We start from the raw sequence: 26,778 nt of genomic DNA, 5'->3' as shown, positions 1-26,778 counted from the left end.
CAATTTGGATCGGGCCGGGCAATGCTGCTCAGGCGCGCTCGAAGCGGCGGTCGGGGATGAACCAGATCGCGGCGACGGTGACGACGCCGAGAAGACCGAGCCAGGAGGAGACGAAGGTCAGCCCGAGGGCCGCGAGATAGATCGCCGGCGAGGCCTTGTCCTTCCACGACCGGCCGAGCGCGCGGGCGAATTCGGAGTCCCGCCCGTGCCGCGCGATCAGGCTGCGTTCGAGCAGGAAATAGGCCATCGCGCAGGCCAGGAGATCCACCAGATAAAGCGCCACGGGGATCTGTGCGAAGTCGTTTTCCCCCATGAATCCAGTGGCAAAGGGCATCAGCGACAGCCAGAACAGCAGGTGCAGGTTGGCCCAGAGCACGCCGCCGCCGACATGTGTGACGCGCTGCAGCATGTGGTGGTGGTTGTTCCAGTAGATGCCGATGTGGACGAAGGAGAGGATGTAGGAGAGGAAGACCGGGACGACCGGCCTCAGGGTCTCCAGCGAGTGGCCGTGGGGGACCTTCATCTCCAGCACCATGATGGTCAGGATGATGGCGATCACGCCGTCGGAGAAGGCTTCCATCCGTCCCTTGGTCACGCGCCGACCCTCCGCTTCGGGGAAGATCAGGCTAGGGGGGAGCGGAGGCGTAATCAAGCGTTCGGTGCTTACCGTGAGAGCACCGCTTTTGCACCGCTTTGGCACCGTGAATGACCGGTGTTGCGGGTGGGCGGCCCGGGGGGGGCGTCAGGCGCGCTCGCGGGCCGAGCGGGGCGGGCCGAAGACCGCGTCGAAGCCCCAGTTGAAGACGAAGGCGTAGAGCGTGAAGCCCAGCGTCATCGTCAGCTGCGCGGCGAAGGCCGTCAGCACCGGCAGCGCCAGCCAGACCGAGAGGAGCGGCGTCAGGATCGTCAGCATCCCGGCCTCCAGCCCCACGGCATAGGCGATGCGGCGGGCGAGGGTGCGGGTGCGGCGGGTCTGGCGGGCCTCCCAAAGCTCGAAGAGGGTGGTGAAGACGAAGCTCCAGCCGGTGGCGATCAGCGTCGAGGCCAGGGCGAAGCTGCCGGCGCGGGGCAGGCTGCTCGCGAAGACCGTGGCGAGGCCGGAGCTGACGAGGACGAGGCCGATCCCCTCGAAGGTGGCGACGTAGAGGCAGCGGCGCAGGAAAGGCGGCATTGGCAGGTCCGGGGGCTGGGGTCGTTCGGCCCGGGGGCGGGCCAGTGGCGACCTTCGCCCGGCAGGCGGGTGGGGTCAAGGCGGGGGGCGGCCTCAGGAGTTGAGCTGGCAGCGGTGCCAGGTTTCGGTGACATCGGGGAAGTGGATCTCTACCGACATCTCGTTCAGCAGGCGCATGTTGACGCGGGTGCCGGCGCCCGGCTCTCCGGCCGGCGCGGTGTAGGAGAAGAAGTGGCGGGAATAGTCCCCCTCTACCGCATGGCCGCCGGGGGTGGTGATCGCCGGGCCGTCGATGTGGAGCGAGCGGGCGCTGCCCGGGGCACACCAGTCGCCGTCGATCTTGTCGGCGAGGGCCGGGGTGGCGAGCGCGAAGGTCGCAGCGAGGATCGGGATTAGGCGGGCGAGGCTGGGCATGGCGGACTGGCTCCCGGCGGGCGAGGGCCAGTCTAGCACTGGTCGAGGGGCTGGCGAAGCGCCTCGCGGCGGGCCGGGGGGACCCGCGCGGGATCAGGCCGAATGCGCGCCTTCGGCGAGGGAGGCGACGAAGGAGGCGACCTCGTCCGGGGTCGCCCCGTCGGCGATGCGCTTGACGATGGCCGAGCCCACGACGCAGCCGTCGGCCACGCCGGCGATGGTGCGTGCGGCCTCCGGCGTGGTGATGCCGAAGCCGACGATGACGGGCAGGTCGGTCGAGGCCTTTATGCGGGCGACCTCGGGGCCGACGTCGGTCGCCTGGGCCGCCGCGGCGCCGGTGATGCCGGTGATCGAGACGTAATAGACGAAGCCCGAGGTGTTCTGCAGCACCTTCGGCAGGCGCTTCGCGTCGGTCGTGGGGGTGGCGAGGCGGATGAAGTTGAGGCCGGCGGCCTGAGCGGGGATGCAGAGTTCGGCGTCCTCCTCGGGCGGCAGGTCGACGACGATCAGCCCGTCGATGCCGGCGGCCTTGGCGTCGGCAACGAAGCGGTCGACCCCGCGCGAGAAGATCGGGTTGTAGTAGCCCATGAGGACGATCGGGGTGGTGTCGTCGGTCTTGCGGAAGGCGGCGACCATGTCGAGGGTCTTCTGCAGCGTCTGGCCACCGGCAAGCGCGCGCTGGCCGGCGAGCTGGATCGTGGGACCGTCAGCCATCGGGTCGGTGAAGGGCATGCCGAGCTCGATGATGTCCACCCCCGCGGCGGGGAGTTTGGCCATGACCGCAGCGGAGGTGGCGATGTCGGGATCCCCCGCCATGAGGTAGGACACGAAAGCCTTGCGGCCCTGGGCCTTCAGCGCGGCGAACTTGGCGTCAATGCGGGTCATGGGCAGTCCTTGGCGGCGGTCCTGGAATAGGCTGGTCCCGATGTGCCGGAAGGGCGGGGGGAAATCAAGGCGGCGCGGGGGGGGCGGGGCGTGGTGCGCAATGAATACGCACGTCTCACGCGGGGTTTCGCGTCAGGTGGGGTTTCGCGGCGAGGAGGGCCCGGGACCGTCCGCGGGTGGGCGCATGTCGCGGTGCGGGTCTGTCCGTTTATGGCGACATCGCTCCCTACCGTTTGCCGAGGCGGCAGACTCACCAGAAGCACCCGCCCCTGGGGGCGGACGGGCGCTGGACCGGCGGTGCTGCGCACCGCTCATTCGGGCCGGGGGCTCCGGTCCCGGTGAGGGCGGCCTCAGCCGCGCTCCGGCTCCACATCCGAGCGGGTGAAGGCGAGATAACCCACCAGGATGAGGATCAGCACCGCAAGGACCGAGCTGACCGGGCCCGTGCCCCAGTCGAGGCCGCCGCGCTGGTGGTTCACGCCCATCCAGTCGGCGAAGGAGGCGCCGAGCGGGCGGGTGATGATATAGGCAAACCAGAAGGCCGGGACCTCCGGCAGGCCGAGAAACCAGTAGGCCAGCGCGGGCAGGGCGATCACCGCGGCGAACATCACCCCGGAGTCGCGGAACCCGAGACCCATGGCCATCGCCGTCATGTCCCCCGCAGCGGTGCCCAGCGCGAAGGTGGCCAGCACGGTCGCCCAGTAGAACGCCTCCCGCCTGCGGCTGTGAATGCTGTGGATGGAGAGCGTGCCCTCGCTGCGGTACCAGAGGGTAAGGATCGCGGCGAGGGACAGGGCGAAGAAGCTGGTCGAGACGGCATAGGGCACGCCGAGCCCGACATGCAGGACATCGGCCGCCATGGTACCGAAGACGCTGACCATGACGAGCGCGAACCAGTAGATCCAGGCATTGTACCTCGGGGCCGCGAATTGCAGCGCCATGGCGGCGAGGAAGCCGAGAAAGCCGATGACGACGGCGATATGCGGATCCATGTGATGGACGAGGAAGTCCGACGTCGTCTCGCCCATGCCGGTGGTCAGGACCTTCACGATCCAGAAGAGCACGGTGATCTCGGGCACTTTCGAGAACGGGCTGCGATGGGGGACGGCGGGCGAGGGGAGCGTGAGGTCGGGCAAGGCCATGCGGTCGGGGGTCCCTTTCTGCAGGACGCCCCGGGCGGGGCGGTCGGGGTCTAGCTAACCCAAACGACCCGGAGGTGCGATGAAAGGGGCGTGAGCTTACGGAATTGTAAGGCCCGGCCTTTCGCCGTCCCGGTGCCGCGCGACGGATCAGCTTGATTGCCGCGCGCGCCTCCCCTAGAAGCGGGCCGCGTCTTCGCCGGAGGGAAACATGGGCTTCAGGATGGGCATCGTCGGGCTGCCGAACGTGGGCAAGTCCACGCTCTTCAACGCGCTGACGCGAACGGCGGCCGCGCAGGCTGCGAATTTCCCGTTCTGCACGATCGAGCCGAACGTCGGCGAGGTGGCCGTGCCGGACGCGCGGCTCGACGTGCTGGCCGAGATCGCCGGCTCCAAGCAGATCATCCCGACGCGGATCACCTTCGTAGATATCGCCGGCCTCGTGCGCGGCGCCTCGAAGGGGGAGGGGCTGGGCAACCAGTTCCTCGCCAATATCCGCGAGGTCGACGCCATCGCCCATGTGCTGCGCTGCTTCGAGGATGACGACGTCACCCATGTCGAGGGCAAGATCGACCCGATCGCCGATGCCGAGACGATCGAGACCGAGCTGATGCTCGCCGATCTCGAATCGATCGAGCGGCGGCTGCCGAACCTCGCCCGCAAGCTGCGCGGCGGCGACAAGGAGGCGGTCGAGCAGGAGCGGCTTTTGAAGCTCGCGCAGGCGGCGCTGGAGGCCGGCAGACCCGCCCGTACCGTCGTGGTGGCCGAGGAGGACCGCAAGCTCTGGTCGCAGCTGCAGCTTCTGACCTCCAAGCCCGTCCTCTACGTCTGCAATGTCGAGGAGGCCTCTGCCGCTTCCGGCAACAGCCTGTCGGCCAGGGTTGCCGAGATGGCCGCGGCGCAGGGCGCAGGATCGGTGGTGATCTCGGCCCGGATCGAGGAGGAGATCAGCCAGCTCGATACCGACGAGCAGGCGATGTTCCTCGAGGAGATGGGCCTTGCCGAGGCCGGGCTCGACCGGCTGATCCGGGCGGGATACGAGCTTCTGGGGCTCGAGACCTTCTTTACCGTCGGCCCGAAGGAGGCCCGCGCCTGGACGATCCGCGAGGGTACGCTGGCGCCGCAGGCCGCCGGTGTCATCCACGGCGATTTCGAGCGCGGTTTCATCCGGGCGGAAACCGTCGCCTATGCCGATTACGTGGCCGGTCGGGGCGAGGCCGGGGCCAAGGAAGCCGGCAAGTTCCGCATCGAGGGCAAGGGCTACGAGGTGCAGGACGGCGACGTGATGCATTTCCTGTTCAACGCCTGACGCCTACCCCCTTGTCCTGCCGCCCGCACGCCGCTAGACACGCCGGCGGAGTGGTGGCCGAGTGGTCGAAGGCACACCCCTGCTAAGGGTGCAGGCGGGAAACCGTCTCGAGGGTTCGAATCCCTTCCACTCCGCCATCCCTTTTGACTTCCTCATCTGTTCCCGGGCCCGCGCTGGTGCAACGTCCGGGCTGACCGGGATCGCGAACGGTAAGGGCGGCGGGCTGTTCCATCACCACGCTCCACCGGACGGCCAAGGGATCGGCTGCCTGCGGTTGTCCGAGCCCGAGGGCTTCCGCGCCGCGCCCATCCCAAACGCCCTCGAAGGTCCTGGTCCGATGTCCGCTCCGCGTCCTTTCGAGCCATTGGCGTCAATCGATTCAGAAAATTCTTGGCGAGATATATCGAGGGTCTGCCGCGTCCATATGCCAGAATTGTCCGGCGCCTTCAGGCAACCTCGTCAGAACTCGCTCGAAGTCCTCTTTGTTCACGTCGCGGCGCAGCGTCGAGGCTGCGGCCTCAATGGCGTTATCAGGCGTCAGGTTGTGGTTCTTGCGGATCTCTGTGACTTCCCGGGTCATGGCACTGCGATCGTCAAACGGAAGAGGCTCCCCCTCGACCCTCCAGGCAGCGACAAATACCGCTCTCTGGACCGAAGGCAGGACGGAGGCAAAATCCAAACCCTGTTGCGCGGTCAGGTGACGCCGGAAAACCTGCAATACGCCGTCCAAGGCCGTATATGCGCTGTTGTCGGAGACGAGCCCCATTCTGCTCTTCAGATCGTCCAGGATCGCCCGCCATTCCTTCGACGCGTGGCGATATGTCCACGGCATAGGCATCGTCATGTCCTTATTCAGTGGCCGGTGGCCTCTTGGGCAATGGTAGGGTTCGATGGCTTCTTTGCCCCGCTGGGCGGACATCTCCCGCCCCACCGTGGCCTTCGCCGTTTCCGGTGTCTCTCGAAGGTACTTTCGGGAGATCTCCGTCGCCGAATACCGGGGGGACAGGTGCCTCGGTCAGGCCGACTTCAACCGTCGGCATTTCGGGCAGGGGGCTGGTGCCCGCTGGGGGAGAGCAGGCGATCTGTGACGGCGACTGGGTCACCTCACTCGACGTCGGGTGGCTGCCGTCGGAGTCGTCCGCCGTGCTTCGGAACGGCGCCCGAGACCGACGAGGCCTGTTCGCCCGCTTGCCTCTCCCGCCTGCCCCTCACCACGGGTTCACGGCCCCTTGACAGTGCCTTGAAGCGCGAGGCTAATTGGCGCGTTCGTCTGGCGGCATGACCGCCGGGCCGTACCAAAATCCAAATCACAGGGGGATGAAATGCTTACCGGAAAGAGCCTCGTTGCCGTGGCCGCCTTCGGCGCGCTCGCGCTCGGTACCGCGGTGCCCGTCGCGGCGGCAACGCCGAAAAACACTCTGGTCGAGGCCTGGACCATCGACGACATGATCTCGCTCGATCCGGCCGAGGTCTACGAGCTTTCCGCCTCCGAAGTGCTGGGCAATACCTACCAGCGGCTGGTTGCCTATGACCTGAAGGACGTCTCCAAGATCTACGGCCAGATCGCCCAGAGCTGGAAGGTCTCGGCGGATGGCAAGACGATCAGCTTCACGATCCGGCCCGGCCTGAAGTTCGCCTCGGGCGATCCGATCACCGCGGCCGATGCGGTCTTCTCGCTGCAGCGCGCGGTCAAGCTCGACAAGTCGCCCGCCTTCATCCTCGACCAGTTCGGCCTGACCAAGGCGAATGTCGACAAGATGGTTGTGCAGACCGGGCCGATGAGCCTCGATTTCCACATGGACAAGGCCTATGCGCCGAGCTTCGTCCTCTACTGCCTGACCTCGACCGTGGGCATGGTGGTCGACAAGAAGCTGGTGATGAGCCACGCCAAGGACGGCGACCTCGGCTACAACTGGCTGAAGACCCATTACGCCGGTTCCGGCCCGTTCGAGATTCGCCAGTGGCAGCCGAACCAGGACGTGGTGCTGGAGCGCAACCCGAACTACTCCGGCAAGAAGCCGGCGATGAAAATGGTGATCTACCGCCATGTGCCGGAGCCCTCGACCCAGCGGCTGCTGCTGCAGAAGGGTGACGTGGACGTGGCCCGCAACCTCGGCGCCGACGACATCAAGACGCTGAAGTCCGATGCGAACGTCAAGTTCGAGAAGGGCACCAAGGGCACGATCTATTACCTCGGGCTCAACCAGAAGAATAAATACCTGTCGAACCCGAAGGTCGACGAGGCGCTGAAGTACCTCGTCCCCTACAAGTCCATTGCCGACACGATCATGGGCGGCCTCGTCAAGGTCCACCAGACCTTCGAGCCGGACGGGATGCTCGGCACGCTCGACAAGAACCCCTATGACCTGAACGTCGCCAAGGCCAAGGAGCTTCTGAAGGAGGCGGGCTATCCCGACGGCTTCAAGGTGACGATGGATGTGCGCAACACCCAAGACATCACCGGCATGGCCACTGCGATCCAGCAGACCATGGCCGAGGCCGGCATCAAGGTGGAACTGATCCCGGGCAGCGGCAAGCAGACGCTGACCAAGTACCGCGCGCGCAACCACGACATCTACATCGGCGTCTGGGGCCCGGACTACCAAGACCCGAACTCGAACGCGCAGGGCTTCGCCTCGAACCCGGACAACGCGGACAACTCGCAGAACAAGACGCTGGCCTGGCGCAACGCCTGGGCGATCCCCGATCTGACCAAGGAGACCGACGCGGCGCTGGTTCAGCCCGATCCGGCCAAGCGGGCCACGATGTATGAGGATCTGCAGCAGAAGGTGCTCGACAAGTCGCCCTACGTGATCATGTTCCAGCAGGTCGAGGTGATGGGCATCCGCAAGAACGTGGATGGCGTGATCGTCGGCCCGAGCTTCGACAACAACCTCGTCTCGGGCGTCGTCAAGCACTGATGACCGAGCTCGCAGATCAGGAGGGGCGCCGCGGCGCCCTTCCGCCCCTTTTCGGACGGATCCTGCGGCTGGCGGTTCAACTTGCCGTCACGCTCTTCGGGCTCCTCTTCGTCACCTTCCTGATCGGCCGCGTGGTGCCGATCGACCCGGTGCTGGCCGCGGTGGGCGACCGCGCCTCCGCCTCGACCTATCACAAGGTCTATATCGAGCTTGGCCTCGACAAGCCGATCTGGGAACAGTTCCTGATCTACGCGGACCATGTGCTGCACGGCGATCTGGGCAAGTCGGTGCTGACCGGGCGGCCGGTTCTCGACGATATCGCCAGTGTCTTCCCGGCGACGCTGGAGCTTTCCACCTTCGCCATCCTGATCGGCACCTGCATCGGCGTGCCGGCCGGGGTCTGGGCCGCGGTGCGCCAGGGCAAGCTGGTCGACCAGCTGGTGCGGGTCCTCGGCCTTGTCGGCTATTCGGCACCGATCTTCTGGCTTGGCCTGCTCGGGCTTCTGTTCTTCTACGCCGATCTCGGCTGGGTCGGGGGGCCGGGCCGGATCGGCATCGCCTACCAGTTCGACGTCACCCGGATCACCGGCCTGATGCTGGTGGATACCGCGCTCGAGGGCCAGTGGGACGCCTTCTGGAACGCGTTTTCCCACATCGTCCTGCCCGGCTCGCTGCTGGGCTATTACTCGATGGCCTATATCAGCCGGATGACCCGCAGCTTCATGCTGGCCGAGCTTGGCCAGGAGTACATCATCACCGCGCGCGTCAAGGGCGTGTCGGAATGGCGGATCGTCTGGGGCCATGCGCTGCGCAACGCGGCGGTGCCGCTCGTTACGGTGATCGCGCTCAGCTACGGGTACCTGCTGCAGGGCGCGGTGCTGACCGAGACGATCTTCGCCTGGCCCGGGATCGGGATGTATCTGACCAACTCGCTGGGGTCGGCCGACATGAATGCGGTGCTCGGCGCAACGCTGGTGATCGGCGCGACCTTCGTCATGCTGAACCTTCTGGCCGACCTTCTTTACACGCTGCTCGACCCGCGGGTCAGGAGGGGCCAATGATGTCCGGTGCCTTCTCCCGCGAATGGCTGCTGACCGACGCCCCCGCCTCGCGCGGGCAGGCGCGGGCCGGGCAGGCCTACCGCAGCTGGCTGGCGCTGAAGTCGAACCGGCTTGCCATGGTCGGGCTCTGCATCATCGCGGCGCTGGTCCTGATGGCGATCTTCGCCGATGTGCTTGCCCCCTACGACCCGATCACCGGCCATCTGAACACCGAGCGGCTGCTGCCGCCATCCTGGAAGCACCTGCTGGGCACGGACGATCTGGGCCGCGACATCTGGAGCCGCATCGTCTACGGCTCGCGGCTGACGCTGATGGTGGTCACCCTCGTTGCGGTGATCGCGACGCCGGTCGGGCTTCTCGTCGGCACGATCTCGGGGTATTTCGGCGGCTTCGTCGATACCGTGCTGATGCGGATCACCGACATCTTCCTGGCCTTCCCGCAGCTCGTGCTTGCGCTGGCCTTCGTCTCTGCGCTGGGGCCGGGGATCGAGAATGCGATCATCGCCATCTCGATCACGTCCTGGCCGCCCTATGCCCGTCTGGCCCGGGCCGAGACGCTGACCATCCGCAATGCCGATTTCATCGCGGCAACGCAGCTTCAGGGCGCCTCGTCCCTGCGCATCATCTGGGGCCATGTGGTGCCGCTGTGCCTGTCATCGGTCGTGATCCGGGTGACGCTCGACATGGCCGGGATCATCCTTGTCGCCGCCGGCCTCGGGTTCCTGGGCCTCGGCGCCCAGCCGCCGCAACCGGAATGGGGCGCGATGATCGCGGAGGGCCGCCAGTTCATCATCGACCACTGGTGGGTCGCCACCATGCCCGGCATCGCCATCTTCCTTGTCGCGCTCGGCTTCAACTTCCTTGGCGACGGATTGCGCGACGTGCTTGACCCGAGGGCCCAGAAATGACGCCCATGTTTTCATCCTGGCAAAACCATTCCCCGCGGAGCGCGCTTCGGCAGCATGCCGGCGCCTTCGGCCGGCCCGTATCGTCGGCGGGGCAGGGCTCCGGGAGGGTGAAATGAGCGCGCTTCTGGACGTCGAGGACCTGCGGGTCAGCTTCCCCTCCCGCTCGGGTCCGGTGGAGGCGGTGCGCGGGGTCAGCTTCACGCTTGGCCGCGAGCGGCTGGGCATCGTCGGCGAGAGCGGCTCGGGCAAGAGCCAGACGGGGCGCGCCATCCTCGGGCTGACGCCGCCTCCGGGCAGGACGGAAGCCAGGCGGCTGACCTTCGACGGCAAGGACCTGCGCCATGCCTCGGCCGCCGAATGGCGGGCGATCCGGGGGAAGCGGATCTCGATGGTCATGCAGGATCCGAAATTCTCGCTCAACCCGGTGATGACCGTCGGCCGGCAGCTGATGGAGGCTGCCGCACGCGGCACCGCGGCGCGGGATGCCAGGGCCCAGGCGCTTGCCATGCTGGAGGCGGTGCAGATCCGCGAGCCGGAGCGCGTCTTCCGCGCCTATCCGCACGAGCTTTCGGGCGGCATGGGCCAGCGGGCGATGATCGCCATGATGCTGATCACCGAGCCGGATCTGCTGATCGCCGACGAGCCGACATCGGCGCTCGACGTCACCGTGCAGATCGAGGTGCTTCGCATCCTCGACCGGCTGGTTCGCGAGCGCGGCATGGGGCTGATCTTCATCAGCCACGACCTGCGGCTTGTCTCGTCCTTCTGCGACCGGGTGCTGGTGATGTATGCCGGCAAGGTGGTGGAAGAGCTGCGTGCCTCGGAGCTGACCAAGGCGCGTCACCCCTACACCCAGGGTCTTTTCAACTGCCTGCCGCGGATCGAGGGCGACCGTCGACCGCTGCCGGTTCTCGAACGCGATGCGGATTGGGCGCGCTGATGGCACTGATCGAGGTCGACAATCTTTCCGTTACCTTCGGGCATGCCGGTAGCCGGGTGCAGGCGGTGCGCGGGGTCTCCTTCGCCGTCGATAAGGGCGAGAGCTACGGGATCGTGGGGGAGTCGGGATCCGGCAAGTCCACCGTGCTGCGTGCGCTGGTCGGGCTGGCGCCGGTGACCGGCGGGCGGCTGACGATCGAGGGGAGGGATCTGGCTGGCAGGAGGCCGGCGGATTTCTATCGCAAGGTGCAGATGGTCTTTCAGGACCCCTATGCGTCCCTCCACCCCCGCCACACGGTGGACCAGGTGCTGGCGGAGCCGCTGTCGATCCACCGCTTCCCCGACCGCGGCGCCCGCATCGCGCGGGCGCTGGAGGATGTCGGCCTCGGCCCTGGATTCCGCTTCCGCTATCCCCATCAGCTTTCGGGCGGCCAGCGCCAGCGCGTCGCCATCGCCCGAGCGCTGATCCTGGAGCCGGAGGTGCTGCTGCTGGACGAGCCGACCTCGGCGCTTGACGCCTCGATCCAGGCGGAGGTGCTGAACCTTCTCGACCGGCTCCGCGCCGAGCGCGGGCTGACCTATATCCTGGTCAGCCATGACCTGGCCGTGGTCGCCCACATGTGCGAGCGGCTTCTGGTCATGCAGCACGGACAGGCGGTCGAGGAGCTGACGCGCGAAGATCTGCGCGGCCGGGCCGCGGCGAAGGAGTATACGAAGGCGCTGCTTACGGCCTCCGAAGGCTATCGGGCGGCGGCGGAGACCGCGACATGAGGCCGGCGTTCGACGGCCACCGCGACCTTCTGCGCCGGCCCTAGCGGGAGGCCGTCTTGCCCGGGGCGAAGGCCCCGCGCCCTCATATTCCACGCGATAGCCCAACTTTTGCCCCAGATCCTAAGGCATGAGGGGGCATGCCCCCTGGTTCGCGGCAGCTCCGGTTCAGTCCCGGTTCTGGCGGGGAGAGGCGGCAGAACCTGGGGCCCCGCGCGTGAAAGTCACATGAAGTCCATAGCCAGACGGACGGTCCTGCAGGGCCTTCTCGGCGCGTCGGCTTCAGGCTGGCTCGTGCCGAGGGCGCTTGCCGCGCAGGTGGCGGGGGGGCGGGATATCCTGATCCTTTCCGGCATCGGACCGGATCTTCCGCTGGCCGAACTGAAGCGCGCCACCGCGCCGCTCCTGCGGGCGCAGATCCCGTTTTCCATCGCGCTGGACCCGGGTCTCTTCCCGCCGCGCAAGCCGGGGGCCGGCCCGATCCTCGTCGCGCTCGCCGCGCTGGCGGGCGAGGGGGTGGAGATCCTGCCCTTTGCCGCCGATCTCGCTGTGCCAGAGCCCTATTTCCAGGCCCGCGCGGCGCGCAAGGCACGCGCGGGGCTGGCGGCGCTGTTTTCCGGAGCCGCCGGGGCGGCGGCGGCCTCTGGCGTCACCATCGTGACGCGGGAGGTGCCGAAGCTCGTCCCCACGGCCGGGCTGCGGGCTGCGGGGTTCCGGCAGCTGCTGCAACTGCCCGCGGGCGCGAAGACCTCGGCACTGAGTGAAGGCGGCGCCGGGGTTCTTGTGTTGTCGGGAGGGCGGACGCTGCCCTATGCCGATGTCAGGACCCGCCTGCTGCCGATGGCGCGGGCCCAGGTCAGCCGCACGGCGCCACAGATCATCGAGATCGACATGAGCGGCCAGCCGGGCCATGACCCCTGGCTGGGGCTGGAACTGCAGCAGACGGATACCGCCAAAGCCGGTGCGGATATCACCTTCACCCCGGCAAGCGCCCTGTCCGGCGGGCTGAGCAAGCGGCGGGAGGCGATGCTGGCCGTGGCGCTGGTTGCGCGCGTGCCGAAGGATCGCCCCTTCGCCGAGGGTTTCGTGGCCGAGCTGGCCGCCGCCGGGATCCCGGCCGGGCTTCTGGAAGGGGCGACCGGGGCCGAGGGGAAGCTTGCGCTGCCCCAGGCGGTCGCAGGGGCGGTCCTGCCGGTGGACCTGCTGCTGCAGGGCGACGGCGTGCCGGGGATCGACGCGCGCGGACGGCTGGAGCTGGGAAGGGTTCGCCGGCTTTCGGCCGTGGCGGACTTGGCGTCGCTTGCCGCCATCGGACGGGAGGGGGCCGACACGGTGCTGGTGATCGAGGCGGAGGCCCTGCGGGCGCCTGCGGACCGGGACCTGCTGAAGCGCGCGATCGTGCAGGTCAGTGCCGGCGGGCAGGTTCGGCCCGTCTCGCTGAAAGCCTATATAGATCAGGTGGTTCCGGCGGATCCGGTGATCGCTGTCCGCTCTGCCGTCGCCGCCGGGGCGCAGGGCAGCGCCGAGCAGTCGGGCGTGCCGCTCGACCAGGACGCGCTGATGGAGGATGCGCGGGCGGCCTGGCGCTATATCGAGCGGTTCACCGACCGGCGCACCGGGCTTTGCATGGCCGCGGTTCAGGTCGGCGGTGGCGACATGACAGTGAACGCCGAAGTGGCGATGTGGGACATCGGCAACCAGCTTGTCGGCATCCGCGGCGCCTATTTCCTGGGCCTGATCCCGAAGGCGGAGTTCGTCAGCCGCTGCACCGCCGTCATAGAGCATCTGCCGCGGCGCCGCATCACCGGGCTGCATCTGCCAAGCAGCCTGGTCAGCGTGCGAAGCGGCCGCACCCTGAGGGCGGATTTCAACACCTCCGACGTGGGGCGGCTCCTTTCGGCACTGGCGCTTCTGCGCGAGGAGCCGGAGCTGGCGCCGGTGATCGCCAAGAAGCTCGACGGCTGGCAACTGGCGGATACGGTCGTGGACGGCCGGCTTACCGAGGTTGTCGACGGCCGTCAGAGCGAATTCAACCTGTCGCAGGGCGCGCATTTCGCGGTGCGGGCATTCGAGCAGTTCGGGATAAATTCCACATCTCCGCTGCCGCGGCGGGGCGACGAGAGCGATGCCGATTGGGAAATGCGGCTGCTTTACGCCACGGCGAAGATCGGGCCGCTGGGGCCGGAGCCGCTGCTTTACGAGATCATGGAGATGCCCTATTCGCAGCCGGCTACCTACCTCGCCCGGATGCTGTTCTCCGAACAGCTTCGGACCCATCGCGAGGCCGGGGTTTATGTCTGCCCGAGCGAATCCTCGATCAGCCATGATCCCTGGTTCGTTTACGAGGGGCTGGATGTCGGCGCCGAAAGCAAGCGGTGGAGCCTGCAATCGGGGCTGGACGCGATCCTGAACCGGAAAGGGCGGGATCAGGCGGTCCCGACCTATATCAGCAGCAAGGCGGCCTATCTCTGGAGGGCCACCCACAGCCATGCCTATTCGCATGCGCTGGTCGAATACGTGCGCGCGCAGGCGCGGATCAAGGACCTGGGCTTCGCCTCCTCCATCCGCGCCAAGAGTGGTGCGCCGAGCGAGGGCTATTCGGACCTCAACACCAATGGCGTGATCCTGTCGGCCATCGCCTACATGCTCGCCTGGCAGGCGCCCGGATAGGGGCGCCGACCAGGGCTGGTGTGCGCCTCAGGCGAGGCCGCCGACGACCTGGAGCCCCTCGAACCCGGCCGCGGGCCGATGCGGGCGGACCGGCCGCGCGGGTTCCACCGGCTTTGCCGTTTGCGGCGTGCCCCAGGAGACATTCGGGACCAGCATGTTCGGGTCGATGAAGGCCGAACGTTTCAGGATATGAGTGGCGATTTCGGGGAAGAAGGCCTCGATGCTTTCCTTGCGCGCGATGCTGCTTTGCACGCCGTAGGTCTGCTTTCTTTGCACGTTCTCTGCCCGCGGATTCTCGCTGCCGACGGTGATTTCAGCCTGGATCCCCATTTTCCGGGCGCTGGCCTGAACCGATTGGGCAATTTCAAGAACCGACATGTCAGATATGGTCACGTGATTGATGAAGCGGTGTCCGCTCGGGGAAGGCGAGGTGGTCAGGGACGAAAGAGACCGCACCGCCGCGCCGAGCGACATCAGCCCGGTTCTTTGATGTCCGGTGCCATAAACGCTGATCGGCAATCCGCTGACCGCCTGTAGAATAAAGCGGTTGAGGACGGTGCCGAACATCGCGTCGTAGTCGTAACGGGTATAAAGCGCATTCTCGCCGGACAGACCTTCTTCACAGACACCGAATATCGTGGATTGCATGACCTCTACGATATTCATCCCCCATTCCCGGCAAGCCATGGAGTTCATCTGGACGTCATTGATTTTCGTCGTGTGATAGATGTCGTCGGCGGACATCGGGAAGAGAATCGGTTGCGAGACTTTCTTCTTGTTGATCTCGGGTTTGAAATACCCGCATTCGATATCTATTCCGCAATTCGCATAAGCGCCGAAGGACGCCATTTTTACAACGGGGATCCGCGGGTCGTAATCCCGAACGGACCAGATGATATTCATGTTCGACAGCTCGTTATTCCGGATCGTCTGCAGCGCCGCCATGCGGCTGCTCATGGAATAGGGCGCCGAGGGCTGTTGCGCGAGATTGTAGATCAGGTCCGGCTTGAAGCTGGAGAAGACCGCGCCGAGGTCCGCCTCGCTGGCGTCGGCTTCCAGGAAGCTGATGTCGCAGCCAAGCCTTTTGTTGGCAAAATCAATGCGTTCCTGCGGTGTTGGCAGGTCGAGAAGAGTCGCCCCGCAGCTTGCCACCAGCTTGCGGCGCAGCAGGTTGTCGATGATCAGAACGCGATGGCCGCCTTGCGCGAGGCGCAGAGACAGAGGCCAACCCAAATAGCCGTCGCCACCAAGAATTATAATGTTCACCCCAGATCTCCCATTCCCGTCCAGGTAGCTGGATTTTTCTCAGTTTATACGATGAGTTCCCAGTGATATATATCACGTGTTCGTTATTGTTTCCGCGTCGAGGCTTTTGTGGTCGAGATATCCCAATATGCCCACAGGGCGAAATGAATACCGGCCGGATTCAGAGATGTAGCCGGTAAACGGGCCGGGGTCGCGCAGGCGATCCTGAATTGCGACGCGAGTTCTGGACCTGTTTCGAGCCCTGCCGAAGTTTCCGGTCGAAGTGATTCGGCGCGGCCCGCTTTTCTTGTTGTCGTTCATGGCCTTGTCTCCCTCGTTTGCTGCGGATCCCCGAGGGGATCCGATTCGGAAACGCGAATATATGTTTCGCTTTTCGTTCCCTTGTGCCGATCTATATAGTTTGAATTGGATCGGCTTCTTTAATTGCTTGTTCAGTGGCCGCCAGGTCAGGCTTCGGTATTCTTGATCCTTACGGTCTGGTAGGTTTGCGGACTCAGCGCGGTCGCAGTTCTATCCATCTTCGTCCAAAGCGCGAGCCTTCCCGTCACTGCGCGCCAGGCCGCCCGAAGCACCGAGATATAGAGGATCTGGCGGTAATAGATTTTCTGCAGAGGGAAATACCACAGAAGGCGGCGGTCCTCGGTTCCGTCAAGCCAGAAGGCGAAGATGGCGGCCGTCAGGTCGAGCAGCGGCAGCAGCAGGTAGCTGAGGATGATCATCTCGTCGGCGTGATCGGGCAGGATCGAGCCGCCATTCAGCGCCGTGTAGGCCAGCGTGAGGATGTTCACGAGCAGCATCGCGTCGACCAGCGGGGCGATCAGGTTCACGAAGACCCCGAAGATGGCGAGATCGGGCAGGGCGATCAGCCCCAGCGGATGGCCCTGGCGGAAGGCGCCGCGATGTTTCCAGCCGGCCTGCATCATCCCGAAGCTCCAGCGCAGGCGCTGGCGCATCACCTGGCTCACCCGGTCGGGGGCCTCGGTATAGGAGATCGCATGTTCCTCGAAGACGATGCGGTAGCCGGCGCGGGCGACGGTGAGAGTGAGGTCTGCATCCTCTGCGAGCGTGTGGTCGCAGTAATGACCGGCGACGTCGAGCGCGCGGATCCGCCAGGCGCCGAGCGCCCCGGGCACGACGGTGATGGCGTTCAGATATTCGAAGGCACGGCGGTCGACGCTTTGCGAGATCGCGTATTCCAGCGCCTGCAGCCGGGTGATCGCGTTGACGCGGTTGCCGACTTTCACATTCCCTGCGACGCCGCCGACGCTGAGGTCGGAGAAATGCGGCATCATCCGGCGGATCGCGCCCTTGTCGATGCTGGTGTCGGCGTCGATGCAGACGACATAGCCGTTGCTGGCGGCGCGGATGCCGGCGTTCAGCGCCTTCCACTTGCCGCCGTTGCGCTGGCGCAGCACGCGGACGCGCGGATCATCGGCGAAGGTGTCCTCCACCAGCGTCGCGGTCTCGTCGGAGGAGCCGTCGTCGATGACGAGCACCTCGAAATCCGGGTAGTCGCTGTCGAGCGCGGCCTGCACGGTGCGGGTGATGACCTTGGCCTCGTTGAAGGCGGGGATCAGCACCGTGACGCCGGGCAGGAAGTCCGGATCGGTCGGCTGGTGCGGCTTGCGCAGCGTCGAGATCACCCCGATGGCAAGGATCCGGACGACGCCGAAGCCGATGCCGGCGGCGAGGAAGATCGTCAGGTAGTCGGCAATGTTGCGGACCAGGAAGAACGCGACGATGTCGGCGAACCAGCCGTCGCTCTGCGGCATCATCTCGGCGCGGGTGGCGCCGATCGCGTCGGAAACGGTGCCGAAGCTGTAGCCGCGGGCCTTCAGCGTCTGGATGATGATCGGCAGCGCGGCCACGGTGGCGGAGCGGTTGCCGCCGGCGTCATGCATCTGGATGATGCTGCCGTCGCCGGCCTCGACCTGAGAGATGACGTAGTTGGCGAGGTCCTGGGCGTTCTTCACCTCCCAGTCGGGCGAGACGATCTGGCTCGACGTGATGATGAAGCCCAGCGAGTCGATCAGCGCGAGCTTGTGCAGGCGGGCGGGTTCCAGCGGCCCAAGGCCGCGGAAATAGGGCGCGCGGAAGAGCACAAGGTGGCGGCCGGTCTCGGTGGCCATCAGGCGTTGCTGGACGTCAAGCTCGGTGCGGACGCGGTAGTCGGAGATCAGCCCCATGTGCGGGTGGAAGAAGGTGTGGGATCCGATCTCGTTGCCGTCGCGCAGCACCTCGCGGACGATGCCGGGGTAAAGGAGCTGGTGCTTGCCGATCTCGAAGAAGGTGGCGTGGACGTGGTTCTCGCGCAGCGCCTTGAGCACGCCGGGCGTGTAGGCCGCGGAGGGGCCATCGTCGAAGGTCAGCGCGATGGTCTTCGGCTTGGTCTGTCCCCAGCGGCGCACCAGGTAGGGCAGCGGCGTCTTGGCGTAGCGTTCGTAAAGCAGGCCGCTTTGCTCGTCATGCGAGATCTGGCGGCGGCCTTCGCGCGGCTCGCTCCTGATGTGAAGGAAGACGCCCTTGCCGTAATAGACGGCGAGATGGCCCAGGTTGATTCCGGTCAGCTGGCTCAGCCAGTCCTGGCCCTGGGGCAGGCGGGCGTTCAGCAGCCGCCAGATGCTGGGGTCTTCCTGGCCGATGTTCCAGACCGCGACATCGGAGATTCCCTGCCGCGCGGCCTCGACGATGCCATTGTAGGTGGTCACGGCGTCGAGCATCCAGATCTTGTGCGGGGCGCCCTTGTCGTCGGTGTAGGTGACATAGGGGTTCATCGAGGCGCGGTCGAAGCCGATGGTCCCGTTGAAGCGGTGGGCCAGGGTCATGGCGCGCTGGAAGGACACCGGTGCAGGGGCGTCGCTGCCGGCTTTCCAGTCGCTGCCGCCCGCGCCGAAGGCGAGAACCAGCCGGCCGGCGCCGATGCGGGCCTTGGCCCGGGCGATCTGCGCCTTCATCTCGGCGGCGGAGGCCAGCGGGGCGGGCGTCGCGCCGCCGTCGCGGGCCTGGTAGAGCTTGACCACCACCTTGTCGGCCGCCGCGGTCAGCGCCGGGTCGAGATCGGCGAGCGTCGCAGCCTGGGCGATCAGGTCGAGCCCGACGCCCTTGGCCTTCAGCGCGGCGTGGAGCTGTGTCAGGAACGGCGCCAGCAGGTTGGCATTCTGGGCGCTGAGGCCGGACAGGTCGATGCCGTAGCCGTCGTAATGCTCGGACTCGGCCAGGGTGGCGAGGGCTGCGATGGCCTTCGGCCCCGGAAGGCCGTTGGCCAGGATGCGCGCGTCGTCCGAGGCGGGCGCATTGGCGACGGTGATGACCGGCACGATGCGAACGTTGTCGTGGATCCGGGCGACCTCGGCCAGGACCTGCTGCTTGGGGTCCTCCGGGTCGGTGGAAGTGCCGAGGGATTCGAGCCCCTTCGGGCTGAGGCGGAACCATTCCGGCATCAGCACGTTCAGGCCGCCGCAGGCGCTGGCGAGCGAGAGGTAGTTCCAGTCCTCGTCATAGGGCAGGAGGCCGTAGACGGTCGGGGCCTTGGGCAGGCCGATGCGGTTGCGGTTTGCCGGGCGCGCCGTGCCGCAGGCGCCGATGTCCTGAGGGGTGACCCCCTTGGCCGCCGGCGCTGCGCCGAGCTTGCCGGTGAGGCGGTAGCGCGTGGTGGAGCCCGTGGTGGCCTGAGCCTCGGCGCCGATCGGTTCCGCCATCGCGCTGGAACGGGCGATGGAGCCGGAGATGGCGCCGCCATTGAGCAGGCCCGGCAGGGTGAAGCTGAGAGCCGAGGCCAGGCAGATGAAGCACACCATGGCCAGTGCGGTGAGAATCGACTTCTTGCGCAGCTTGCTGGAGGTCGAAAAAACGTGGTCCTGGCGGCCCTCCGGCGCCTCCCAGCCCCGGGCCGGAAAGAGACTGAAGGACAAAGGATTGCCCAATTTGGCGCGAAGCCGTCTCGAATATGACATTTTGTGCCGCATAACGGCCACATTTTGGAACGGGTTCCGCCTTGTCGAGCCGCGCGTCGGGGCGCGGAGGGCGGAGAATTCGGGTCTCCGTTCCGCCGGTTAAGTGGGTACAACCAAAGGATGTTTTCTCTTCGGCGCGGGAGCTGGCCCCGGATCGGCCCGGCCGAGCCGGGCGGCGGCGCGTGCCCCGCAGGCGACGTGCAGCGCGGCGTGGAGGTCGGGAGGCATCCTAAGCCATTAATTCTTTGTTAATAAATTCCTGAACATGACAGGCGGGTCCGCGCTTGCCGAGAGGCGGGGGTGGCGAGCGACGCCCCGGGGCGACCGTTTCCCGTCGCCGTGAAGCGTGCGCGCTCCGATGCCTGCGCGGCCGGCTTCAAAACGAAGAATGCTCGTTAAAGTTGAATCGCGTTGTCGAGATTTAGGATTTGCCGGGCGCGCGCAAGATTTCGGGTTGCACGCCAATGCGCGGGTTTCCAAAACATTACCGCGCGAACCGAAAACGATGCCGGTCACGCCTGAGGCGAATCACTTCCCCCCTCCAGTTGACGTTCAGAACGTTAACAGTCGGTAAATTGCCCCATTTCGCCGGGCCGGGCGCCGGGTGCTGCGCAGGTCAGGCCCCAGGCGGTGCAGCGGGAACGTCGCGGACCGGGGGCGACCCCGGTACTTTCCGAATCCTTCCCGAGGTTTTGACGGGTTTCCGCCCTCGTTTCGTCAAAGTCGCCTGCCAGATATCCGGATGGAATATGAACGGGGGCAGAAGATGAGTCAGCCGACCTTATCTCAGGCGCTACAACGGGTGGCCAACCGCTTCGCGGTGCGGCTGCCGGAGCGACTCGATCAACTCGAGGTCGACGCGGGTTCGCTTTCGGCGCGGAGCCCGGAGGAGGCCTTCAGCAAGCTGGAGCGCGACCTGCACGACCTTGCCGGTACCGCACCGACATTGGGGTATTCCGCGCTGGGCGCGGCTGCCCGGGATGCCGAGCGGCGCGTCGGCCTCGTCCGGCTGGAAGATGAGCCCCGCAGAGCCGAGCGGCTTGATATGATCGCCGCTTCCGTGCAGGCTCTTCGACAATCGGTTGCACAACAAGCAGACTGAATGTGTTGAGGTGGGGCAGCAGGATGGCCGTGGCATTCGCCGCGGCCGCCGTTTTCGTCGCGGTGGGGCCGGCGGCAGCTGCCGATGCGCAGGCCGGCGGAGCTGTGACCACGGCATCCGCGGTACCCTCAGCGGCCCCTGCACCCGCTTCCATCCTGACCCGCAACTATTCCCTGGCGGCGCTCGGCTATGCGGGGGGCCTGTCGCTGACAGGGCTTTCGGGGCAGGCGGACCTCTATTTTCCGGTTCCCGTGCCCGGTGCCGTCACCGCGCTGCGGCTGGAGCTGCCCTATAGCGCGGCGTCCTCCGATCCCGCGCGGCGGGAGTTCCGGGTGGAGGTGGATGGCCAGCCCCTTGCCACTGGCGTGCTGCCGCAGCAGATGGCGAGCGGCACGATGATCGCCCTGCCGGTGCCGCTGACGGCTGTCCGGGACGGCTTCGTCCATGTCCGGATCGTCTATGGCGCGAACCAGACCCAAGCGGGCTGCAGCGACGACGGGGCGCCGGGGTCCTATCTGACCTTCGCGCCGGAGGGCGGGCTGGTCGAGGAGCTCGATCCCGCGAAGCTCGACACCGTGGCCGCGGTCGCGGCGGCGATGCCACGGGCCAATGACCTGCTGCTGCCCCAAGCGCCCTCGACCGGGCAGCTGGCGGCAGCGGTTCTGATGATGGCGATGGATCCCGACGCACGGCTGGCGGCTACGGCCGCACCCGCCGATGCCAGCGGCGACTGGCGCCGCGCGGCGATCCGCTTCGCGCCGGAGAGCGCGCCTGCGCTGCAGGCCGTGCGTGAGGGCGGGCGCCCGGCGATCGCGGTCGGGGGCAAGGATCCGGTCGCGGCGATACGGCTGCTGTCGGGTCAGTGGCGGGCGCTGGCGACGGCAGGACATCTGGGCGATGTGGCAGAGTGGGCCAAGGGTGCGCTGCCGGACCGGGTGAGCTTTGCCGCGCTCGGCGCCGACACCGGCCTGCGCGAGGTCCTGCGGCGGGCGACCTGGAACGCTGCACTGCCCGCGGCGCGCCTGCCGGCGGGGACGCGGCTTGCCGGGGCGGATGTCGACGTGGCGGTGGCGGCCGATGGCGAGCCGAGCCCGCCTGTCGTAAGCGTGACGCTGAACGGGCTGCTGCTCGGCAGCGCCGTGGCGCGCAGGGACGGGCCGACGCGTCTCCGCCTCGACGTGCCCGAGGGGCTGCAAACGCTGCAGAACACGCTGGCGGTTACGGTGACGCGCCATGTCGCGGGCGGGGCCTGCAAGCTGAAGCCGCAGGCCTATCCGGCGCAGCTTCTGCCGTCGAGCGCCTTCCGCCTTGCCCCGGCTGGGCCGGTCCGGACCTTCGCCGGGCTCGCGCCGCTATACCGGACGGGCGTGACGGTGGTGACCGGGGAGACCGGGCCCGCGGCACTGACCGGTATCGCGCGGGTGCTGGCCGGGCTGGTCGGGACCGAAACGCCGCTGCGGCTGTCCGAAGGCGCCTCGGCGCCCGATAAGGGGGCCTATGTCTGGGTCTCGGACGCGCCGCCGCCGGGCAGCGATCCCGCCCTGCGCTTCGACAAGGGCGAGGTACGGCTGAAGACGGACCGGGGCACGCTTCTGCTGGGCGACGGAGCGCTCAGGGCGCGCACGGTGGTGCAGCTGGTGCGCCCCGGCGGGCGGGCGGTCCTTTGGATCCGGCCGGGGGCGCAGTTCGGCAAGGGCGCGCCGGGCGCGGAACCGGAACTTCCGGGGCAGGCCAATGTAGCGGTGCTGAACGGTGGCAAGCCGGAGCTCGCGTTTTCCAGCGACCGGGCTTCGCTGTTCGAAATCAGCTATCCTCAGCGGCTGACGCTGCTGGACCGGATCATCCGTTACCGGCTGTGGCTGATCGCGGCGGGCTGGCTCATCCTGAGCCTCGGCTTCGTCTTTCTTCTGCGGGGCATCCTGCGTGCCCGGCGCGGGCGCGGGTGAGCCGATGCGCGAGCTGACCGCCGGGGACAGCTGGACGGGCGACCATCTGATCGAGCAGGGGCTGATCACGCTGCCGCAGCTGGACGAGGCGACGCAGCTGGCCGAGAGCTGGGGGGCGAGCCTGACGGACGTGCTGCTGGCCCGCAGCTGGATCGATCCGGCGAGCTATTACCTGTCACTCGCAGAGCGCTTCGGCACCCGCTACGTGAGCCTGCTGAAGGAGGCGCCGAACCCGGAGTTCCTGCGCGAGGACGAGGTCGCCGATTACAGCCGCGAACTGACCATGCCCTGGCGCAAGGAGAACGGGCGGCTGGTGATCGCCACGGCCCGCCCGGGGCCGGAGGTGATGTTCTTCATCCGCCAGCGCTGGGGGGCCGATGTCTCGCTGGTGGTCACCAGCAAGTTCGACATCCTCTGGGCGCTGCAGAACGTCTTTTCCGCCGATTATTCGCGCCGGGCCGTGTTCGACCTGGCCGAGCACGACCCGGAGATGTCGGCACAGACCGTCTTCACCGTCGGGCAACTGGTGGTGGGCTGGGCGCTGGTGACGGCGCTGGCGCTGGGGCTTGCCTTCGCGCCGATCGTCACGCTGATTGCGATCAACGCGGTGATGTCGGTCTTCTACCTCGGAAATTTCCTGTTCAAGGCGGTGCTTATCTGGGCCGGCGGGCAGGCGGCGCAGCAGCGTGCGCGCGAGGTGAAGGCGGCGGTTCGCGGGATGCGGGACGAGGATCTGCCGATCTACACGGTGCTGGTTCCGATGTTCCGGGAACCCGACGTGCTGCCGATCCTGGTCTCGGCGCTCAGGAAGCTCGATTACCCGACGGCGCGGCTCGACATCAAGATCGTGCTGGAGGAGGGCGACACCGAGACCATCGACGCGGCCGTGGCGCTCGGGCTGGAGGGGATCTTCGAGATCATCCGTGTTCCACCCTCGCAGCCCCAGACCAAGCCCAAGGCCTGCAACTACGCGCTGCGCTTCGCGCGGGGCGAGTACCTTGTCATCTACGATGCCGAGGACAAGCCAGAGCCCGACCAGCTGAAGAAGGTCGTCGCCGCCTTTCGCGAGGCGCCGGACAACATCGGCTGCATCCAATGCCGGCTGAACTACTATAACCGCAACGAGAACTGGCTGACCCGGCTGTTCACGCTGGACTATTCGCTGTGGTTCGACCTGATGCTGCCGGGGCTGGAACGTCTGGGGATCCCGATCCCGCTGGGCGGCACCTCGAACCATTTCAAGATGGACGTGCTGCGCGAACTGCGCGCCTGGGACCCGTTCAACGTGACCGAGGATGCCGACCTGGGCATCCGGATGACGCAGAAGGGCTATGGCGTGCGCCTGGTCGACTCGACCACCTACGAGGAGGCCAACGTCTCGCAGGGAAACTGGATCCGGCAGCGTTCGCGCTGGATCAAGGGCTATATGCAGACCTTTCTCGTCCATACCCGGCGGCCGATTCACCTGGTGCGGACCATCGGGCCGCTGGGGGTGCTGGGTTTCGTCTTCTTCATCGGGGGCACCATGCTCTCGGGCCTCTTGAACCCGGTCTTCTGGGCGCTTTTTGCATTCTGGGCCGTGACCGGGACAACGGCGTTCGACCAGATCTTCCCGCCGGCCATTCTTTACATGGCGCTGTTCAATCTGCTGATCGGCAACGGCGTCCTGATCTTCCTGATGATGCTGGCGCCGTTTAGGCGGAAATGGCTGGAGCTGGTGCCCTATAGCGTGACTGTGCCGTGGTACTGGGCGCTGATGTCGGTGGCAGCCTGGAAGGGGGCTTGGCAGCTTCTGACCAGGCCGTTCTACTGGGAGAAGACCACGCACGGGCTGTCCAAGCATACGGCATCCGAAGTCGCCAAGGCGCTGCAGCCGGCGCGGGTGGCGGCGCGATGAGCGGGCCGCTGCAGAGCGCCGCGCGGGGGGGCGTGCTGGCGCTGTTCCTTGTCGCGCTGGCCGGGTTCATGGCGCTGCTGCTCTGGCTCGGCGCGCAGGGCTTCCGCTCGACGGAGGCGCTCGATCTCTGGGGGCGGGCGCTGCTGGCCGCGGGCGGTCAGACGCCGCTCAGGGAGGTGGTGACGGCCTATCCACCGGCGCCGATCCTGGTGATGGCAGGGGCGGCGGGGCTTGCGCCCATGCTGGGGGCCGCGGCGCCGTGGTTTCCGGTGGCGCTTCTGGCGGCGACGCTGGTGCTTGCCTGGCACGCGACCCTTCGCGACGCCGGGCTGGGGCGGGGCGCGCGGCTTCTGGCGGTGCTGCTCTTGGCGCTGAACCCGCTGTTCCTGCGCGCGCTGGCCGGCGGGGTGGAGCCGATGCTGCTGGCATGGGGCGTCTGGATGCTCGCCTACGGCATGTTCAACATGCGGCTGAAGTCGCGGGTCAACGACATCATCCTGGTCGCGGCCGCGCTGGTGCTGCTGGGCGCGTCGGGGCCCTTCGGGCTGGTGATCGTGCTGGCGGCCCTGCCGTTTCTGGCGCTGATCGTGCTGCCGGACCTGCTGGTGCAATCGGTGAGCGGCTCCTACCTGGTGATCCTCTTTCCGCTGCTGTTCTCCGGCCTGGGGTTCCTGTTCGTGAACTGGATCTTCACCGGCGATCCGCTGCATTTCCTGGTCGCGCCGCAGGGCTGGCCACCGGCCGCGCCCGCGGGGCTTCGGCAGGCGGGGCTCGCGCTTGTCGGCGTGGTGCTGATGAGCCCGCTGTCGATCTGGGCCGTGCTGCGGGCCAGGCGGCTGGCCGGGCTGCAAAGCGGCGCGGTGGCGGCTCTCGGGATGCCGGTGGCGGTGATTGGCCTCGGTTGGGCCACGGGCACGCTGCCCGGGCCGGCCCTGGCGGCAAGCCTGGGCTGCGGGCTGGCGGCCGCCTCGGCGGCGGTCGTCGCGAGCTTTCGCCGGTTGCAGCCGGTGGTCATGCCGGCGCTTCTCTTCACCCTCGTGGCCGGCGCCGCCATCGTCTTCGCCGACCGCAGCGCGGCGACGCTTCGCTGGCGGGCGGCGGCGCAGGGCCATAAGGTCGCCGCGCCCGCGCCGGAGATGGCGGCACTGGGCCGGGCGCTGCGCGGCAAGCACGACATCCTCTTTTCCGCCGCCGACGCGCCTGCGGCGGTGGCAGAGCGCGGCAGCGCCGCGGGCATCGTCGGGCAGCATGCGGAGGCCTTCCAGCTGGCCGCGCAGACGCACCGGCTGACGGCGCGGGTGCTGGTGGTCCGCAGCGCGCAATCCGTGAGAGGCGCAGACGGGCTCGGCCGCGCCTTCCCGAGGCTTTTCACCGCCGGGGCCCCGGGTTATCGGCTGATCTATGACGGCCCGGACTGGCGGGTGTACCAATCAGACCTGGAGGCGCGCCCATGAGTGCCACCGCCAAGATCCTGATCATCGACGATTTCGAGGATTCCGCCGATATCACCGCGGCCTTCCTGGAGGACGGCGGCTTTACCGACGTGGACTTCGCCCGCAGCGCCCAGGAGGCTTACGCAATCCTCGGGATCGAGCCCGCCCCTGAGGCCCCTCCGCCGGCCTTCGACCTGGTGATCTGCGATATCGTGTTGCCCGAGATCGACGGGATCGAGACCTGCGCCCGGATCCGGCTGCACCCGAGCTACCGCGACCTTCCGATCCTGATGCTTTCGGCGATCGAAAACGTGGAGCTTCTGAACCAGGCCTTCATGGCCGGGGCGAACGACTTCGTGCGCAAGCCCGTCGACCAGATATCGCTTCTTGCCCGGGTCCGCTCGCTTCTGCGGCTGAAGCGCGAGCAGGAGCGGCGGCGCGCGCGAGAGGAGCAACTGGAGCGACAGAGCCGGGACCTGCAGCGGGGCGTGCTCGACAAGGCGCTGGTCGATCCGAATACGATGCTCGCCTCCGCGGCGGTGATCGACCTGACGCTGCGGAGCTGCGCCCAGCACGGCGATTCCGCCTGCCTGGCGCTGATCCGGATCGACGCCTTCGCGGCCTACGAGACCGAGCACGGGCGCGAGGAGGCGGATCGGCTGATGCGCACGGTGGCCAGCGTTCTGGCCGCGACGCCGGCGCCGCTGTCGTCGATCCTGACCGCGCTTGACCGGTCGACCTTCATTGTGGTCGGGCCGCGCCCCTCGGGAACGGTTCCGCTGCAGAGGACCTGCAGCTTCGCGCGCGAGGACATGGCCGCCCGCGCATTCCCGCACGGAAATTCCGTCTTCGGCGATTACGTGACGCTGTCGACGGCGGTGGCGATGGCGCCGGCAGAGGAGCTGGACGGGCTTCTCAAGCGCTTGCTGACCGGGTTCGAGGCTGAATGGCGGCAGGGCAACAGCCATATCGACGTGGACTGACCGGCCCCTCCGG

At 67.3% G+C, this 26,778-nt stretch carries 21 protein-coding genes and 1 tRNA gene; 13 read left to right on the top strand and 9 right to left on the bottom strand.

The window, feature by feature from the left end:
- Nucleotides 1-28: 28 nt before the first annotated feature.
- From EIP85_RS08360 to EIP85_RS08340, 5 genes are all read right to left on the bottom strand, one after another.
- Complete coding sequence (locus tag EIP85_RS08360) at nucleotides 29-595, bottom strand: TMEM175 family protein (RefSeq protein WP_127901721.1); 567 nt, start codon at nucleotides 593-595, stop codon at nucleotides 29-31.
- 147 nt (nucleotides 596-742) lie between these two features.
- Nucleotides 743-1,171, bottom strand: coding sequence for a PACE efflux transporter (locus EIP85_RS08355; RefSeq protein WP_127901720.1), 429 nt, complete (start codon nucleotides 1,169-1,171; stop codon nucleotides 743-745).
- A gap of 93 nt (nucleotides 1,172-1,264) precedes the next feature.
- The gene (locus tag EIP85_RS08350) at nucleotides 1,265-1,585 is read right to left on the bottom strand and encodes a hypothetical protein (protein WP_127901719.1); all 321 of its coding nucleotides are present in this window, start codon (nucleotides 1,583-1,585) and stop codon (nucleotides 1,265-1,267) included.
- Between the two features lie 93 nt (nucleotides 1,586-1,678).
- Nucleotides 1,679-2,470 (bottom strand): tryptophan synthase subunit alpha, encoded by a 792-nt coding sequence (gene trpA / locus EIP85_RS08345; protein WP_127901718.1) that lies wholly within the window; start codon nucleotides 2,468-2,470, stop codon nucleotides 1,679-1,681.
- A gap of 350 nt (nucleotides 2,471-2,820) precedes the next feature.
- Nucleotides 2,821-3,612 carry a COG4705 family protein gene (locus EIP85_RS08340; RefSeq protein ID WP_127901717.1) on the bottom strand — a complete coding sequence of 264 codons (792 nt, stop codon included), beginning with the start codon at nucleotides 3,610-3,612 and terminating at the stop codon, nucleotides 2,821-2,823.
- Nucleotides 3,613-3,820: 208 nt separating this feature from the next.
- Between EIP85_RS08340 and ychF the strand changes: the two genes are divergently transcribed.
- Both ychF and EIP85_RS08330 read left to right on the top strand, forming a co-directional pair.
- Nucleotides 3,821-4,918: a redox-regulated ATPase YchF gene (gene ychF / locus EIP85_RS08335; protein ID WP_127901716.1), complete on the top strand. Its 1,098-nt coding sequence runs from the start codon at nucleotides 3,821-3,823 to the stop codon at nucleotides 4,916-4,918.
- Between the two features lie 47 nt (nucleotides 4,919-4,965).
- Nucleotides 4,966-5,055: transfer RNA gene (locus EIP85_RS08330), tRNA-Ser, on the top strand.
- Nucleotides 5,056-5,297: 242 nt separating this feature from the next.
- On the opposite strand, the gene EIP85_RS08325 is transcribed toward EIP85_RS08330, so the two are convergent.
- A complete protein-coding gene (locus EIP85_RS08325) occupies nucleotides 5,298-5,762 on the bottom strand; it encodes a DUF2267 domain-containing protein (protein ID WP_338325343.1) in 465 nt (154 codons plus the stop codon).
- A 478-nt stretch (nucleotides 5,763-6,240) separates the two neighbouring features.
- Between EIP85_RS08325 and EIP85_RS08320 the strand changes: the two genes are divergently transcribed.
- The 6 genes from EIP85_RS08320 (at nucleotide 6,241) to EIP85_RS08295 (ending at nucleotide 14,185) form a co-directional block, all read left to right on the top strand.
- Nucleotides 6,241-7,839, top strand: coding sequence for an ABC transporter substrate-binding protein (locus EIP85_RS08320; protein ID WP_127901715.1), 1,599 nt, complete (start codon nucleotides 6,241-6,243; stop codon nucleotides 7,837-7,839).
- Nucleotides 7,839-8,900 (top strand): ABC transporter permease, encoded by a 1,062-nt coding sequence (locus tag EIP85_RS08315; RefSeq protein ID WP_127901714.1) that lies wholly within the window; start codon nucleotides 7,839-7,841, stop codon nucleotides 8,898-8,900. Before EIP85_RS08320 ends, EIP85_RS08315 begins: the two co-directional genes overlap by 1 nt.
- Entirely contained in the window at nucleotides 8,900-9,808 is a 909-nt protein-coding gene (gene nikC / locus EIP85_RS08310) for a nickel transporter permease (protein ID WP_127901713.1), read from the top strand. The genes EIP85_RS08315 and nikC overlap by 1 nt, the downstream gene beginning before the upstream one ends.
- 112 nt (nucleotides 9,809-9,920) lie before the next feature.
- Nucleotides 9,921-10,748 (top strand): ABC transporter ATP-binding protein, encoded by an 828-nt coding sequence (locus EIP85_RS08305; protein ID WP_127901712.1) that lies wholly within the window; start codon nucleotides 9,921-9,923, stop codon nucleotides 10,746-10,748.
- Entirely contained in the window at nucleotides 10,748-11,518 is a 771-nt protein-coding gene (locus tag EIP85_RS08300; RefSeq protein ID WP_127901711.1) for an ABC transporter ATP-binding protein, read from the top strand. The genes EIP85_RS08305 and EIP85_RS08300 overlap by 1 nt, the downstream gene beginning before the upstream one ends.
- Before the next feature lie 225 nt (nucleotides 11,519-11,743).
- On the top strand, nucleotides 11,744-14,185 hold the full coding sequence (locus tag EIP85_RS08295) for a DUF3131 domain-containing protein (RefSeq protein ID WP_127901710.1): 2,442 nt from the start codon (nucleotides 11,744-11,746) through the stop codon (nucleotides 14,183-14,185).
- Nucleotides 14,186-14,212: 27 nt separating this feature from the next.
- Here the strand turns inward: EIP85_RS08295 and EIP85_RS08290 are convergent, their stop codons facing one another.
- From EIP85_RS08290 to EIP85_RS08280, 3 genes are all read right to left on the bottom strand, one after another.
- On the bottom strand, nucleotides 14,213-15,451 hold the full coding sequence (locus tag EIP85_RS08290) for an NAD-dependent epimerase/dehydratase family protein (protein WP_164871678.1): 1,239 nt from the start codon (nucleotides 15,449-15,451) through the stop codon (nucleotides 14,213-14,215).
- A gap of 72 nt (nucleotides 15,452-15,523) precedes the next feature.
- A complete protein-coding gene (locus tag EIP85_RS08285; protein ID WP_127901708.1) occupies nucleotides 15,524-15,751 on the bottom strand; it encodes a hypothetical protein in 228 nt (75 codons plus the stop codon).
- A 146-nt stretch (nucleotides 15,752-15,897) separates the two neighbouring features.
- A complete protein-coding gene (locus EIP85_RS08280) occupies nucleotides 15,898-19,362 on the bottom strand; it encodes a glycosyltransferase (RefSeq protein WP_164871677.1) in 3,465 nt (1,154 codons plus the stop codon).
- A gap of 784 nt (nucleotides 19,363-20,146) precedes the next feature.
- On the opposite strand from EIP85_RS08280, the gene EIP85_RS08275 reads away from it, so the two are divergent.
- From EIP85_RS08275 to EIP85_RS08255, 5 genes are read left to right on the top strand one after another with little or no spacing between them, the layout of a single operon-like run.
- Nucleotides 20,147-20,506 carry an Hpt domain-containing protein gene (locus tag EIP85_RS08275; protein ID WP_127901706.1) on the top strand — a complete coding sequence of 120 codons (360 nt, stop codon included), beginning with the start codon at nucleotides 20,147-20,149 and terminating at the stop codon, nucleotides 20,504-20,506.
- 29 nt (nucleotides 20,507-20,535) lie between these two features.
- Nucleotides 20,536-22,452 carry a cellulose biosynthesis cyclic di-GMP-binding regulatory protein BcsB gene (locus EIP85_RS08270; protein ID WP_164871676.1) on the top strand — a complete coding sequence of 639 codons (1,917 nt, stop codon included), beginning with the start codon at nucleotides 20,536-20,538 and terminating at the stop codon, nucleotides 22,450-22,452.
- A 4-nt stretch (nucleotides 22,453-22,456) separates the two neighbouring features.
- On the top strand, nucleotides 22,457-24,349 hold the full coding sequence (locus EIP85_RS08265; RefSeq protein WP_127901704.1) for a glycosyltransferase family 2 protein: 1,893 nt from the start codon (nucleotides 22,457-22,459) through the stop codon (nucleotides 24,347-24,349).
- Nucleotides 24,346-25,803 (top strand): hypothetical protein, encoded by a 1,458-nt coding sequence (locus EIP85_RS08260; RefSeq protein WP_127901703.1) that lies wholly within the window; start codon nucleotides 24,346-24,348, stop codon nucleotides 25,801-25,803. The genes EIP85_RS08265 and EIP85_RS08260 overlap by 4 nt, the downstream gene beginning before the upstream one ends.
- Entirely contained in the window at nucleotides 25,800-26,765 is a 966-nt protein-coding gene (locus EIP85_RS08255; protein ID WP_127901702.1) for a response regulator, read from the top strand. The genes EIP85_RS08260 and EIP85_RS08255 overlap by 4 nt, the downstream gene beginning before the upstream one ends.
- Nucleotides 26,766-26,778: the final 13 nt, after the last annotated feature.

It is taken from the genome of Solirhodobacter olei, assembly GCF_004010155.1.
Classification (GTDB): domain Bacteria; phylum Pseudomonadota; class Alphaproteobacteria; order Rhodobacterales; family Rhodobacteraceae; genus Solirhodobacter; species Solirhodobacter olei.
This window is presented reverse-complemented; position numbering and strand designations above follow the sequence as displayed.

What these genes read in the sequence shown, in the direction of transcription:
- EIP85_RS08260 (WP_127901703.1), top strand. Translation starts at nt 24,346, where the DNA reads ATGAGCGGGCCGCTGCAGAGCGCCGCGCGGGGGGGCGTGCTGGCGCTG.
- EIP85_RS08325 (WP_338325343.1), bottom strand. Translation starts at nt 5,762, where the DNA reads ATGACGATGCCTATGCCGTGGACATATCGCCACGCGTCGAAGGAATGG.
- EIP85_RS08355 (WP_127901720.1), bottom strand. Translation starts at nt 1,171, where the DNA reads ATGCCGCCTTTCCTGCGCCGCTGCCTCTACGTCGCCACCTTCGAGGGG.
- EIP85_RS08255 (WP_127901702.1), top strand. Translation starts at nt 25,800, where the DNA reads ATGAGTGCCACCGCCAAGATCCTGATCATCGACGATTTCGAGGATTCC.
- ychF (WP_127901716.1), top strand. Translation starts at nt 3,821, where the DNA reads ATGGGCTTCAGGATGGGCATCGTCGGGCTGCCGAACGTGGGCAAGTCC.
- nikC (WP_127901713.1), top strand. Translation starts at nt 8,900, where the DNA reads ATGTCCGGTGCCTTCTCCCGCGAATGGCTGCTGACCGACGCCCCCGCC.
- EIP85_RS08315 (WP_127901714.1), top strand. Translation starts at nt 7,839, where the DNA reads ATGACCGAGCTCGCAGATCAGGAGGGGCGCCGCGGCGCCCTTCCGCCC.
- EIP85_RS08320 (WP_127901715.1), top strand. Translation starts at nt 6,241, where the DNA reads ATGCTTACCGGAAAGAGCCTCGTTGCCGTGGCCGCCTTCGGCGCGCTC.
- EIP85_RS08305 (WP_127901712.1), top strand. Translation starts at nt 9,921, where the DNA reads ATGAGCGCGCTTCTGGACGTCGAGGACCTGCGGGTCAGCTTCCCCTCC.
- EIP85_RS08265 (WP_127901704.1), top strand. Translation starts at nt 22,457, where the DNA reads ATGCGCGAGCTGACCGCCGGGGACAGCTGGACGGGCGACCATCTGATC.
- EIP85_RS08350 (WP_127901719.1), bottom strand. Translation starts at nt 1,585, where the DNA reads ATGCCCAGCCTCGCCCGCCTAATCCCGATCCTCGCTGCGACCTTCGCG.
- EIP85_RS08285 (WP_127901708.1), bottom strand. Translation starts at nt 15,751, where the DNA reads ATGAACGACAACAAGAAAAGCGGGCCGCGCCGAATCACTTCGACCGGA.
- EIP85_RS08295 (WP_127901710.1), top strand. Translation starts at nt 11,744, where the DNA reads ATGAAGTCCATAGCCAGACGGACGGTCCTGCAGGGCCTTCTCGGCGCG.
- trpA (WP_127901718.1), bottom strand. Translation starts at nt 2,470, where the DNA reads ATGACCCGCATTGACGCCAAGTTCGCCGCGCTGAAGGCCCAGGGCCGC.
- EIP85_RS08300 (WP_127901711.1), top strand. Translation starts at nt 10,748, where the DNA reads ATGGCACTGATCGAGGTCGACAATCTTTCCGTTACCTTCGGGCATGCC.
- EIP85_RS08275 (WP_127901706.1), top strand. Translation starts at nt 20,147, where the DNA reads ATGGAATATGAACGGGGGCAGAAGATGAGTCAGCCGACCTTATCTCAG.
- EIP85_RS08340 (WP_127901717.1), bottom strand. Translation starts at nt 3,612, where the DNA reads ATGGCCTTGCCCGACCTCACGCTCCCCTCGCCCGCCGTCCCCCATCGC.